A 12433-nucleotide genomic window follows, 5' to 3' on the forward strand; every position below is an offset into this window, starting at 1 on the left:
CAAAATAGGCGTGCTTATTAATATTTGTCACTGATAAAATCAGAAATCGTTTTTGTGAATTGGTAAAAGGTCCCGTTTTGTGTGGATGCTCTGCTTTTCAGCGCAAAAGTGTCAAATAGTGATTTTCTGAAGCCGGTGCTCATTTCGATTTGAATACTCAATCCGGATGAAGATTGATTGGCAAGGTTGTTCGGACTGACGCCTGCATATTTATCATTTATGCCAAGAAGAACGGCAGGATACCCGTGCCGTTTCAGCACATCGGTCAAAAGTTCGGCCCGTTCTCTGTCTGTACCGCCGATTTTTATCTTTTTATCGTCACTGCCGTAACCGTGCAATGAAATGACATGAGAGTGCTCTTTCACCATTTGCACGGCCTTAGGTTCATCGAAATGCGAACTTGTCAAATGCAGAGCCGCATTACCGGCTGATTTTAACCCTTCAAATAAATATAAACTCCGGTTTTCGGCAATTTCTCTGGCTAACTCACTGGTCCCCGGCTCTATGCCTCCGCCGTGTATAGCTAATATGAGGACAGAAGGGTCATGCTCTCGCGTTGAAATGGAAAAATCGGAAGGATCTTCATTCAGCTTTAATTCCTCGAAACTGCCGTAAATATCTGAAGCGGCATCAGCCCGAAAGAACGGCAGAAGCAAAAACGGTAAAATTAAAACGAAAATTCCTTTTTTGGTTATTGATGGCATTTGTATGTTTATGTTACAATACAAATGCTTCAGCCTTTGAAGCGAACGGCAGAACAGGGTGACTTTGGACGGTTTCTTCTGCTCTGCCTCTTTGCCAGCTGCTTTACGGTCTATTCTTCTAACCCTTTTTGCCATAACATCATCCTTTCTTTTGTTTACACTTTTGTCACAATATTATATACGTTGGACAAAACCTCCGTTCATCTTGAAGAATAAAAACATCAAAACAACTTCTATCCTTTAACCTAAAAAAGTCTTTCTGTTCAAAGAGACGGAAGGCTTAAATGATAAAAATGAAACCCTTCTCCAGTTTTGGAGGAGAGTGAGGACTGCAGGGAAATCATTTTATCAATATGCTGAGCTGGGCTGGCGTCCGGCTCAAATATTTGCTCCGGCATAGACGGTTACGGAGCGGCCGGTTATTTCGATGTCAAATTCGAACGTGACGTATGATTTCCCAATTCAAGAATCCCCGAAACAAATTGAATGTAACTGCTGTTTCCATAAAAAAAAGACTGCTGTTAAGCAGTCTTTTTTCGTTTTATTTCGTACCTGTTGATCCCAGTCCGCCGCGGTCATTGTTCCCGAGCTTGTCTACTTCGATCAGCTCCACTTCAGGCATTTTCTTCATGATTCTGAATTGGCAGATCCGCTCCCCCTTGGAAATGTCGGTATCCCGAAGCGCGAATGCAGGAAAAAACCAGAAGTCATTGTCGCCTTTATAAGATTCATCAATGACTCCCATTGAATTTGTCTGAATGATACCGAAATGCTTATATGTACTTGAACGCGGAACGACATGGGCCTCATATCCTTCCGGCAGTTCCATCGCAACTCCAAGCGGGATAAGTTTGAATTCACCTTTTTTGATTGTTATATCTTCAGCTGCCCGCAAATCAATCCAATCGCCCTGTTCAATTTTACTGATTCTCGTTTGCGTATCATCTGAATATTTAATTTTGATTTGTAAAGTCATTTTCGCTGCTCCTTTTGCTTCCCTATTTTAGTCGTATTGATGACCAATCCGTGCCCCATTATACCATTTAACTGATAAAAATGTTGATTTTGGTGTATATGCAGCCGAAGAGGAAGCACTGCGAAGCCAATGAGAATAAACCTAAAATGAGGGCCCCTCCTATCAGTTTTTCCTCCATTTTCACATGACAGCTTCAATTACAATAATACAAAGCTTTATATCCGTTCTTTCAACAGAGCTTTTTTAAAATTTCACCTTGGTTTCAAAAGGAATTTCGTTCTGAATAAAGAATTTGAAGAATAAGCGCTTAAAGGGCGCACGACTCTTTTCTGTCCCCTGCCTCAGGCGCTTATATCAAAAGAAAGAGGTGTCTTTAGAATGGTTCAATTTAAAAACTTTCCTGATCCGTCTTTAAACGCCCCATTGCAGTCTCGCCCTGCACAGCCCTCTGAATTGGAGCATCTCAAAGCAAGGATGCAGAATTTTATTAAGCATTCCGCAACGGATGATAATCTTGAGATCGCAGATGCCCGGGTGACGGCGGAAGGAATGGTCACCTCACTTTTAAAAGAACGGCTTGATACCGAATACGAAATGCTTATGAATAAAATCACCCGGGAAGTGAATGTGGAGGACTACGGAGCGGTCCCTGACGGCCGGGACAATACGGAAGCTTTTCGGAGAGCGATCGGGAACGGCCGGGTCAAAGTAAATATTCCCGCAGGAGAATTTTTGGTTCAAGGGATAAAACTCCCCTCATGGACTACCATTTCCGGTGAGGGACAAGGGATTACCGTGCTTAAGCTTCATGAGGACACTCCCGCATTCGAATGGGTCATTACTAACGATGATTACGAAAATGGAAACCGTAATATTTTTGTGGAAAACATGACTTTAGACTGGAATCCTGATCGTCAATGCGGGGTCAGGAACCCCGGAGGACAGTTTTCCAGCTGTTTAACGTTTGCTAATGTGCAATACGGCTGGATTAAGAATGTTGAAACGGTTAACGCGGGTCTCCATGGTATTGATATTACATCTCCGACTTACGATCATTTGCCTGAAACAGAATGGACGAAAGACGGCTGCCGATATATATGGATTGATAACTGTGTGGCATACGGCGCCGGAGACGACGGCATTACCACCCATTACAGCGAGTATATTTTCATTTCCAACTGCCATTCCGGAAACCCCCGCGGCACAGAGCATGCTGAGGGCAGCGCAAACTCGAACGGCATTGAAATTGACGACGGCTCTAAACATGTATGGCTTTTAAATAACTATACGAGCGGAAATATCCGCGGGATTGAGGTAAAGGCGCACAGCCTGTGGCCGGCTTCTCAAAATGTTCATATTATCGGTCATGTTTCGTATCGTGATGTACGTTCATTTGATATTCGTCATATCGGCCATCATCAGGCCTCAGACCCCGAAAGCACGACGGCTTATGATGTTACTTTAACCGATTGCACCGCGATTGAACCGGTATTCAATGCTCTCTATGACGGTGTGACCCCGAGGGCGCTGGTCATCTCTGCCTATAAAAACGTTAATGTAAACGGATTCACAGCTATTGGTGATCCCTCATACGACTATGGCGGGAATCCAGTCGTGGCTCTTCAATACCGCAGTCAAAATATCACGATCAACGGCATTAAAATACGCGGCTTTACACAAGCAGGTGTTGACATCAATATATCCGGCGGATCAAATAAAACCGATTATGTTAAAATTTTAAATTTTGATATATACAAGTCATCTCCTAAAGGCATCTCAATCGGCGGAGGCCAATATAACGTAAATATTATGAACGGTACGATGATCGGAGACGGCGGTTCCGTCGGAATTACGTCCCCTAACAGTCAGGCCGTCATTCTCGGGGTGCAAGCGGAAGGTTACAGCGCGGCCGCATCTATAAAAGGACAGACTTATGAGCAGATCCCCGTCAATTTAAAGGGAGGCGCACAGCTCGCGACCAGCTCCGGTTTTGCATTCAACCCGACAAGCGCCGTTATTGCGGGAACAGGCGATATTACGGCCAGAGGTGACAGAAATGCGATCATCAGCTCTTCCGGAGGTTCAAGTTCTGAAGGTTCAAGGGCATTTATCGCCGCTTCTAACAATGTCCATATTACGGGCAGCAAAGTCTCCAGAACAATTCTGTCATCAGAAAGCATTACATTGGAAGAACCATACACGGTTGCCGGAGGGCATCAGTCCATCAAATGGAAATTGGATTCAGCGGGCGGCCACGGTACGTTCGCCGGAGCTGTCACCTCTTCCCTGTCAGGGTACGGAGAATATTTTGAAAGTGTAACCGGCCAGACAATTCCCGCCGGGACGATCGTCACAGTGAAAGGCGAAAAAATTGAATCGGCTCACGTCGGAGATTACATGCTCGGCGTCATTTCAGAAACAGCCGCTTTTATCTCAGGAGCCGCAAGCTTCGGATGGCAAAGCCGCTTTTTGACAAACGAGTTCGGCGGTTTCATATACGAAAATGTGACTGACGAGGAAACAGGAGAAACGGTACGCGTGCCGAAACAAAACCCAGACTGCAGTCCGGCTCTTGAAGCTGACTATGAAGCACGCGCGGCCAGAGACGAATGGCACATTGTCGGACTCAACGGCCGGCATTACGTACGGGTCGACAGTACGGTCAGCCCGGGAGATTATATCACGGCTCATAACGGAATCGGGACTAAAGCCGCGGAAGGCTGGAAGGTATTGAAACTGACGGCCTTATACAGTTCTGAAAAAGGGTACGGCATTGCAATTGCGGTTATCAAATAGGGTCTCAATATCAGGATCATCTCCTCTCTTTTCTATCGGGCGGGTATGATCCTGTTTTTTATACCGAATGAGATGCCTCTTTTTCAGCATACCGTTTCATTTGTCCAAGCCATCCATGCTTTCTGTCATAGAATACTACCGTCAGATGAAAAAAGGAGGAATATGAGTATGGATATGGGTATGGATATGGACATGGATATGAACGGACATTATGATCACCACCCAAAGCAGCCTAAACAAAAAAAGAAGAAACAAGATAAAAAGCATCTTGATTATGATTACATCGTTGTTTATAAAAGAAAATGCAAAAAATGTAAAAAATGCTGCTAACTTGACATATCAACACTTTTTACACCCGGTAAACTCCGGGTGTTTTTCTTATTATGGCGTTTCTCCGGGCTATTTTCACCCAAAATCCGGTCATCCTATCACAATACATAAAAAGACTCTATTATTTTCTTCCCTTTTCGCCTAATTAAAAGTATTTCATTTACAGAAAACAACACAAATAGAATGACATGACTTTTGAGAAAATCTACTCTTTGCTTGGTCAATTTTTCTGCGATACCATGAATTTGCAACAATTTTTAAAAATTTCCTCAGGAGGTCATAGCCATGAAAATCGCCAGAACGATAGTCGGATCATGCTTAGCTTTATCTCTAACAATTCCTTTCACAGCCAGTGCCTCAGCAGCCAGTCAGTCTGAACACGCAAACGCGCCTCACGTTTCACCCGTTGCAAATCCGTTAGAAAGTAAATTATCTCAAACAGCAGACCAAAACGTAAAAGCAGCAGGTGTTGATGCCGGGCTGAACGTAAACGTAGATGTTCTCGGAATCTCAGATCGCATTGCTGAAGCGGTTAAGTCAGATCAAAACCGAACCGGCTGGGTAAAAAATGTCATGGAAACAACATTTTACGCATCAGGACAGAAGTACAACGTCATGGTGTTCAATTTAAATCAAGAATATGAAGACCGGTTTAACGGCGTTCAATTTTACGGATCAGCCGTTTATGACGGTATTACTTACGGAATCTGGGTCTTCGAAGACGGGTCCTTCGATAACAAAGGAGACGGGGGCTGGATCAATTGGGCATTCAGAGGGTGGTTCGATCGTGATAATCAGCATATTGAATTCCACAGACCTTAATACGGAGAAAACTTGCGGCAGCGCCCGCAAGTTTTTTTAACTGAACTGCACATTTTTCACCGTTATAACGACTATACTTGAAGTGCGGGCTCCGATCGCAGCCCCGGTAAAGTCTTTCAAAGTGAGGGTATACTATGTCAAAGTCTTTAAAAATAGTGTTGTGGACTATATTGGTGTTCATCATCTTGTTAGTGATTATCGGAATCGTTTCTTACAATCAAACTCCGTCTGCAGAAAGCACAGCAAAAAAATGCTTTATGGCTTCGAATCAATTTTAAAGTTCTGCAATAAGTCTTCACCGGCTTTTTAAACCACAGAACACCTGACAAAACGACGAATTTTCAATTTATTCGTTAACGATCTCATTCAGTATAGAATATACACGTGTATCATGGGGCAGTCCGTTTTGATACATATATCTTCTCAAAATTCCTTCAGATTGAAACCCCGCCTTTATCAGTAATTGATGAGACGCTGCATTCTCAATGAAAACAACAGCGCCTATACGGTGCAGCCCAAGCTTTTCAAACCCAAAAGAAAGAACATTCTCCAACGCTTCAAAAGCATAGCCATTCCTCCAATAATTCGGATGAATCTCATAACCGACCTCCGCCCGCTTATGCTTGGGCACCCAAGAGTTAAAACCAATAGTTCCGATGATTATTCCCTTCGCATCTTTTCTCTCGATTCCCCATCGCATTCCCTTTTTATCATGATATTGATCTTTAAACCAGCCAATCATTTTTTCAGCCTGTTCCATTGAATCAAAAGGTTCCAAACCATAATAGCGTGTTACATTTGCATTTGAAAAACAAGCAAATATTTGCTTTGCATCTTTCTTTTCAACTTCTCTAAGAATAAGTCTGTCCGTTTCTATTACAGGAAGCATTTACGATCCCCCTTTAAAAGAAATGTGAGAAGAAAATATATGCAGACTAAAGAAACTTTTTTCAAAAAGTAAACTAGCATCCCTATCAAACTTTTCATTTCGGCATAATATGTATTAATCCTCTTTAGGAGGTGAGATTATATGGGATTCTCAGGTGGTTATGGTAGCTCCTTTGCGTTAATCGTGGTGCTATTCATTTTATTAATCATCGTTGGGGCTTCTTTCCTCGGCGGTTATTAAGAATCCTCTTACCTCCGCATCCATGTCAGCAGCACCTCCATGATCGTACGGCGCCATAAATGAAATGTTTATGGCGCTCTGCTGTTTTTCCCCTTTTCATTCACACATTAAAACTAAAAAGATCGGCCGATGTATCAACATGCAGCCGATCAATAATTCATAGATTATTGTGTAAGATTTACATCGATGACGTTATAGAAGGCATTGGAAGTATCCGCAACGTCCCATACCCCTAAAATGACATGATACCCGCTTCGATCAGTCGGCACAAAAATCTTATGAGTCAGATTCGTATCTGCCTTGGAACCGTCGTGGTTTACCGTTCCGATTAATTCGAATTCATCTCTTGACAAAGGTTTATTCGGATTCCAGTTTTTCTTGGTGATATAATAGTGCCACTTTGATGTCGCATGAGGGGCCGTGTAGTACCAAGTAAAGGTGTTAAAACCGCCGCGGATGTTTTGTTTTACCCAATAATCTGCAGTCTGCTTGTCTAAACCGAAGTCAATTTGTCCAGATCCCCCATTTGCAGACGCAATTCTTCCATCAGGCGGACCTGCGGCCGGAAATCCTTTCGGCCCTTCTACAGACTGAGGATTATCAATGACGGAGCCATATTTCTGCGCAGCGGCCGTCCAGCCCAATGTTTGTTTCTCTAATGCTCCCATGTACGCTCTGCTGACGGGCTCTTTTATATACCCGTGCGCAGATGCATCACTTGAATAAAAAGCGCCTCCAATACCAAGAGTAACAGTTAAAACCGCAGCTTTGACTAAACCCTTCATTACTGCATCATCCTCCCTCTTTTATTAATAAAAACCTTTCGGTATATACACTTCACGATGGAGGATGAAATGACCTTCCTTTTCTTGATAGGAAAAAGCAATGAGGTTGGCGCTTTTCCCTTTGTTTTTTATAATCATAAAGAAAAAGCCGGGCCGATTCTGTTATCGAATCCGCGATTGACCGGCCCGCCCCTTTTGCGCAGAACTTCATTCGCTGGATTTGCCGGTTTCCTTTCGGATAACCGGTGCTACTTCCGCTGCTAATCGTTCGATGTTTTCCGCGGCTTTTTTAAACGGCATACCTCCTATATCGATTTGCGCGAGAAATCGCTGATGTCCGAATAACTCGTATTGATGCATGATTTTTTCAATGATCTGCTGTGAGCTTCCCACAAATAAAGCTGTTTCTTTTCCGGACGCCCGCTCAAAATCTTCCTTCGTTAAAGGCTCATCGATCCCGTGATATGAATGAACGTGAGACCAGTAATTTGAATGATACGGATAAAATTCTTGTATTGCCTGTTCATTCGTTTTTGAAATGAACATATGTCCGGTTACGGCAACCTTCACATTTTCCGGAGGATGACCGGCTTTAGAAGCCGCTTCCCGGTATTTGTCAACAAGCGGCTTAGATGACATCGGATCACCGCTCAGTACAGCTAATGCCAACCCCGCACCTGCACGCCCGGCCCGTTCTGCGCTTTCCGGAGTCCCCGAAACACCTAACCATAGCGGAATGCTTCCGCGAAAAGGCCGCGGAGAAATCTCTGCCTCGCGCAGCGGCGGCCGGTAACGTCCTTTCCAGGTAACCGATTCTTCCCCGGAATTTAATTTTAAAAAAAGGTCAATGTGTTCTTCAAACAGTTCTTTATAATGGCCTACGTCATAACCGAAAAGAGGAAACGAGTCTAAAAATGCGCCCCGTCCCGCAATGATTTCCGCCCGGCCGTCTGAAATCAGATCAAGCGTTGCAAAATCCTCAAATAAACGGACGGGATCTGCGGTGGATAATACAGTCGTGGCACTGGTCAGCTTAATATTTTCAGTGATCTGTGAAATCGCTGATAAGATGGCCGGCGGCGAAGATACCGCATAATCAAGACGATGATGCTCGCCTACACCGAATACATCAAGCCCTGCGTCGTCAGCCAGTTTCGCCAGCTTCATCAATTCATCTATCCGCTGCTTTGCGCTGACTGTTTTCCCTGTCAGAGGATCGGGATATAATTCTGCAAATGAATAAATTCCAATTTCCATACAATCACGGTGTTCAGCCCTCACATTTCTCTCCTCCTGCACTGAGTAAAAAAGCTTTTATGTTATTCTATTCAGCCGTTTTACAAATAGGAATTCGTTCAAAATAAATACAGAAGGTGGTATGAGAGAAAAAAAGTTTCTGGCGTCCTTCAATTCTGCCCAATATACTCATGCAGCCGGACTAGGCAAGAACAAAGCCGGCACAAGCGGATTCGAATTCATGTGTTCATTTTCAGTCCAATTCAATCCAATCGTGATATTGATCATAAAGCTTTCGTATTCTTCCGGCATCAAGAGCAATGACTTCACACCCTCTGTCATCATACAGAAAGAAAATAATATCTTTTGTCATATTCACAAAGAAAACATCGGGATACCCAACGGAACAGCCCCCGAACCTTGGCTTCAGCGGAAAATCTTCGTGGACGGCTGCCTTAAGTAATTGGGGGATACGCAGATCTTTCCGTTTACATAATAAAGAAAACTGCTGCATTTCATATTCTTCTTCGACCGGGCATGGACAGGTCTTCACTTGAATCCGATATAAGTCATCCTTACACTTCAGAAACGGCTGATAAACCTTTAATTTTCTCGCATGATTACCTTGAGATTTGTGCTTATACACGTTGGCAACAAGAAACAAGTCATCGCTATGTTCAAACAGCTCATTGAAAAGTGCGGCGGTTTGATGATGAACAAGCTGAAAATACTCAAGATTCAAAGCACCGCTTTCATTAAATTGATACATATTGCCGCCGAGAGAAAAATGAATTCCCACGTCCCATTGATGATAAATGCCGGGCACTAATTTTAAAGTCGGAAACCTTTCCTTCAGATAATCATTTATTTTCATTCAAACATCTCACTTTCCTTTTCCCGCTCCAGAAGCAGAAGAAGCCGAAAACATTCCGCTTATTTCTTTTTCACCCTTGTAATATTATTCCGATTGGAATACAATGAAATAGAACACTGTGAACCCCATTGATCAGGGTGGATGCTGGTCACATTCATCCTGATCCTTTCTTTTACATAAGATCGCCCCAACTTTGAACCCCTCCGTTTCCAACCTTATTCATTGATGTTACATATATTTCAATGGGTTTATTTTCTTATCATAAGCATCAAGAGGTGTCAGCTTTGAACAACATCAGAAGATTAAGAGCATATTTTCAGTCTCACCGTAAAATAGGTCTGGCTGCAGACTTGCTTACGGCTGTATTGCTTATCTCATTATCCATTCTTTTTTACGGATGCCGGCAGGGAGCTGTTAATGGTTTCTTTATGTATGTCTTAGTAAGTAATTTTATCGGCTCCAATCCCTCTTTTATCGACTTCAGCACATCGAGGAAAAAACAGACAAAAATAAAGGCTCTGCGTCAAAAAGAGGGTTATACCGCCCTCTTTTTATTCTTTCAGTCATACCAATGCGTTCTTTTCAGATTGAATTTTTCTGAATAGGACTCATGATCGGTTTTCCATGCTGCTTCGACAGTGATTTCATGACCGATTACTTCATGTTCCGGCATATATTCAAACGTCTGAATATGGTCTTCTCCCGTTCCGCCGCCTTCTAATTTCTCTCCGGTGTATTCTGAAAGATGATAGTCTTTATCTTCACCATATTTCCGGCCGTCAACAAATAATGTTAATCTCTTAATCACCGTGTTCTTTTCATTCACTTTATTACCTCTGTAATACAAATTCAAGAAATAGTTAGGGCCGATAGAGGTCTTGCCTGATTTTTCGATTGACGCTTCCCACGTCTTGCTTTGGCTATAGCCGATATATTTAACTTTTTCTCCTGAAATTAAAGAAAACAGTGCAAATCCGGCTGCTATTATGAGAACAGTGATAATAACCAGCAATGTTTTAATGACTTTACGTTTTTTCATGACATCCCGCCTTTATCATTTAGAACGTATGAATATTAGAATTGTTACATTTAATTTGAAAGAATAATAAAAAGGGATTCTAATCCCAGGAATAAAAAAAATACTAAGAAGATCATATTCCCCTTAGCTTCACATCCCAGACTGCCATGCAATAATGATAAAAGTCGTCCAAAAAGTTGTGACGAAAATAAGCATAACGGTTACAATCATTAAAATGAGACAACTTATTGTTAGAATTGAGTCTTTGTTTTTGTAAGAATCAGAGTACCCATTGATCCTGCAGCAAATAGATACGACAAAACCGCACCGACCCAATACCACAGCATAGAGTCATTGCTCCAGTAAGCCATTGACTGCATATAAATACTGAATATAAATCCTGACAATGCTAATAGAAACGAAACTAAATTTGATTTCACGTATAGAGTTCCTTTCTTCATAAGTTTTATTTTTAGGCACGGTCATACATCTGATAACACCTTTTATGCGTTATGCTTCGCTGCTTTGTCTGCATATTTTAATTCTTATTTCGTTTTTAAATATGTTTACGAAAACAGAAATCATATAAAGTTCACCTGAAACGCCGATTTAAAATTAAATAGATGTTTTATAAGCGTTAATTGCTTGATTTCTCAAAAGCATATTATCTTTCGCAACCATTCCAAGATTGTATGCTTGTTTGATGATATCCAGCACTTGATTATCAGTTTCAGTTACAACTCGTCCACCAGTTATTCTGGATTTCCAATAATCAAACTGGTGATTTCATTCTGAACAGCTTTTAACATTTTGATTATCAACCACTTTTCCATTCTCGAGCGCATCATTGCTGATTCGATTACTTCCCGCTCCTTCTGTCGTTAAACTGCAAAATGTCCATCACATTCATCCTCTCTCCAATTTTACAACGTTGCTATAACGAATTTTATGTTTTTCCCAACCTTCAAGCTTAATCTTTTTGATCGTTACTAATCTAAGTACTTTTTTCAATTCCATAATCCATTGGTATGATCGGTAACCTAATGAAGTATTTAACTTAAATACAAAAAAACCTGCTTTCAGCAAGGTTTTTTCGACAAAGGGGAGATTATTTCCCCACAAATTCTATTAACTATGTTTTTGTTTTAACCATTCTTTCTTTAGCAATGCGTATTGGTAAGTGTTTTCATATTTAGGTGTTCCATCCTCGTGTGCAGTAAATGAAATAAATTCAAGAAAATAACCTTCTTTACGCATTCCTAATCTTTCACATAATTTTTGTGACCTGCAGTTATCATCTTCAACATATGCATAAAGCCTTCTTGCTTCTTTTTGCATAAAGAGATACTCAAAGAAAGCCTTCGCACTTTCACTTGCGTATCCCTTCCCTTCAAAACGGGCATTGAAATTCCAACAAACAGAATAGGTATCTGGCTCTTCTTTTAAATAAAATAGTTCTCCGACCAGATCTTTACTGTCTTTTAAACAAACTGCAATATAAGAGTCATCTCGGCTTCTTTTTTGAACGTTTACGGCAGCTTCTTCTAACGTAGACATTCTGTCATCAAGAAAGCAATTCACTCTCGGATGTGCCGAATATTCCAACAAACCTTGCGCATCTCTCTCCGTAAAATTTCTTAAAATTAAGCGATGGGTTTCAATTTTTTGCATTTGCAGTCTCCTGTTTCATTGTTATCGATCTTTGAAAAGAACTTCTTCAACAGATCTTCTTCGTTTGTTGAAGAACTTATCTCAATCTATTT

The 12433-nt window shown here is 41.7% G+C and carries 12 protein-coding genes and 1 pseudogene; 4 read left to right on the forward strand and 9 right to left on the reverse strand.

Features of this window, described 5'->3' with window-relative positions:
- Positions 1 to 17: 17 nt before the first annotated feature.
- Positions 18 to 839, reverse strand: coding sequence for a poly-gamma-glutamate hydrolase family protein (locus AC1RRX_RS10105; RefSeq protein WP_144464297.1), 822 nt, complete (start codon positions 837 to 839; stop codon positions 18 to 20).
- A 406-nt stretch (positions 840 to 1245) separates the two neighbouring features.
- Positions 1246 to 1680, reverse strand: coding sequence for a dUTP diphosphatase (locus tag AC1RRX_RS10110; RefSeq protein ID WP_003154017.1), 435 nt, complete (start codon positions 1678 to 1680; stop codon positions 1246 to 1248).
- Between the two features lie 378 nt (positions 1681 to 2058).
- On the opposite strand from AC1RRX_RS10110, the gene AC1RRX_RS10115 reads away from it, so the two are divergent.
- The 3 genes from AC1RRX_RS10115 to AC1RRX_RS10125 all read left to right on the forward strand — a co-directional run bounded on the left by AC1RRX_RS10115 (position 2059) and on the right by AC1RRX_RS10125 (position 5628).
- On the forward strand, positions 2059 to 4476 hold the full coding sequence (locus tag AC1RRX_RS10115) for a peptidase G2 autoproteolytic cleavage domain-containing protein (protein ID WP_144464299.1): 2418 nt from the start codon (positions 2059 to 2061) through the stop codon (positions 4474 to 4476).
- A gap of 168 nt (positions 4477 to 4644) precedes the next feature.
- The gene (locus AC1RRX_RS10120) at positions 4645 to 4806 is read left to right on the forward strand and encodes a hypothetical protein (RefSeq protein ID WP_020955874.1); all 162 of its coding nucleotides are present in this window, start codon (positions 4645 to 4647) and stop codon (positions 4804 to 4806) included.
- A gap of 285 nt (positions 4807 to 5091) precedes the next feature.
- Positions 5092 to 5628 (forward strand): hypothetical protein, encoded by a 537-nt coding sequence (locus AC1RRX_RS10125; RefSeq protein WP_007410338.1) that lies wholly within the window; start codon positions 5092 to 5094, stop codon positions 5626 to 5628.
- 346 nt (positions 5629 to 5974) lie between these two features.
- Here the strand turns inward: AC1RRX_RS10125 and AC1RRX_RS10130 are convergent, their stop codons facing one another.
- The gene (locus AC1RRX_RS10130) at positions 5975 to 6517 is read right to left on the reverse strand and encodes a GNAT family N-acetyltransferase (protein ID WP_007410340.1); all 543 of its coding nucleotides are present in this window, start codon (positions 6515 to 6517) and stop codon (positions 5975 to 5977) included.
- Positions 6518 to 6658: 141 nt separating this feature from the next.
- Here AC1RRX_RS10130 and AC1RRX_RS10135 point away from each other — a divergent pair, with 141 nt between their 5' ends.
- Complete coding sequence (locus tag AC1RRX_RS10135) at positions 6659 to 6757, forward strand: YjcZ family sporulation protein (RefSeq protein WP_003154022.1); 99 nt, start codon at positions 6659 to 6661, stop codon at positions 6755 to 6757.
- Positions 6758 to 6921: 164 nt separating this feature from the next.
- Here AC1RRX_RS10135 and AC1RRX_RS10140 read toward each other — a convergent pair whose 3' ends face one another.
- From AC1RRX_RS10140 to AC1RRX_RS10165, 6 genes and pseudogenes are all read right to left on the reverse strand, one after another.
- Positions 6922 to 7542 carry a lytic polysaccharide monooxygenase auxiliary activity family 9 protein gene (locus AC1RRX_RS10140; RefSeq protein ID WP_003154023.1) on the reverse strand — a complete coding sequence of 207 codons (621 nt, stop codon included), beginning with the start codon at positions 7540 to 7542 and terminating at the stop codon, positions 6922 to 6924.
- 207 nt (positions 7543 to 7749) lie between these two features.
- Entirely contained in the window at positions 7750 to 8823 is a 1074-nt protein-coding gene (locus tag AC1RRX_RS10145; protein ID WP_012117638.1) for an LLM class flavin-dependent oxidoreductase, read from the reverse strand.
- Positions 8824 to 9031: 208 nt separating this feature from the next.
- The gene (locus AC1RRX_RS10150; protein WP_020955870.1) at positions 9032 to 9652 is read right to left on the reverse strand and encodes a DUF3885 domain-containing protein; all 621 of its coding nucleotides are present in this window, start codon (positions 9650 to 9652) and stop codon (positions 9032 to 9034) included.
- Positions 9653 to 10211: 559 nt separating this feature from the next.
- The gene (locus tag AC1RRX_RS10155) at positions 10212 to 10691 is read right to left on the reverse strand and encodes a DUF4944 domain-containing protein (RefSeq protein WP_007410343.1); all 480 of its coding nucleotides are present in this window, start codon (positions 10689 to 10691) and stop codon (positions 10212 to 10214) included.
- 594 nt (positions 10692 to 11285) lie between these two features.
- Positions 11286 to 11525 (reverse strand): annotated as a pseudogene (locus tag AC1RRX_RS10160) (hypothetical protein).
- Between the two features lie 273 nt (positions 11526 to 11798).
- Complete coding sequence (locus tag AC1RRX_RS10165) at positions 11799 to 12341, reverse strand: GNAT family N-acetyltransferase (protein WP_007410345.1); 543 nt, start codon at positions 12339 to 12341, stop codon at positions 11799 to 11801.
- Positions 12342 to 12433: the final 92 nt, after the last annotated feature.

This window comes from Bacillus sp. GW821-FHT11D08, from assembly GCF_058808515.1.

Excerpts from the sequence above, each read along its gene's own strand:
- AC1RRX_RS10105 (WP_144464297.1), bottom strand. The coding sequence starts at position 839 with ATGGCAAAAAGGGTTAGAAGAATAGACCGTAAAGCAGCTGGCAAAGAG.
- AC1RRX_RS10110 (WP_003154017.1), bottom strand. The coding sequence starts at position 1,680 with ATGACTTTACAAATCAAAATTAAATATTCAGATGATACGCAAACGAGA.
- AC1RRX_RS10115 (WP_144464299.1), top strand. The coding sequence starts at position 2,059 with ATGGTTCAATTTAAAAACTTTCCTGATCCGTCTTTAAACGCCCCATTG.
- AC1RRX_RS10120 (WP_020955874.1), top strand. The coding sequence starts at position 4,645 with ATGGATATGGGTATGGATATGGACATGGATATGAACGGACATTATGAT.
- AC1RRX_RS10125 (WP_007410338.1), top strand. The coding sequence starts at position 5,092 with ATGAAAATCGCCAGAACGATAGTCGGATCATGCTTAGCTTTATCTCTA.
- AC1RRX_RS10130 (WP_007410340.1), bottom strand. The coding sequence starts at position 6,517 with ATGCTTCCTGTAATAGAAACGGACAGACTTATTCTTAGAGAAGTTGAA.
- AC1RRX_RS10135 (WP_003154022.1), top strand. The coding sequence starts at position 6,659 with ATGGGATTCTCAGGTGGTTATGGTAGCTCCTTTGCGTTAATCGTGGTG.
- AC1RRX_RS10140 (WP_003154023.1), bottom strand. The coding sequence starts at position 7,542 with ATGAAGGGTTTAGTCAAAGCTGCGGTTTTAACTGTTACTCTTGGTATT.
- AC1RRX_RS10150 (WP_020955870.1), bottom strand. The coding sequence starts at position 9,652 with ATGAAAATAAATGATTATCTGAAGGAAAGGTTTCCGACTTTAAAATTA.
- AC1RRX_RS10155 (WP_007410343.1), bottom strand. The coding sequence starts at position 10,691 with ATGAAAAAACGTAAAGTCATTAAAACATTGCTGGTTATTATCACTGTT.
- AC1RRX_RS10165 (WP_007410345.1), bottom strand. The coding sequence starts at position 12,341 with ATGCAAAAAATTGAAACCCATCGCTTAATTTTAAGAAATTTTACGGAG.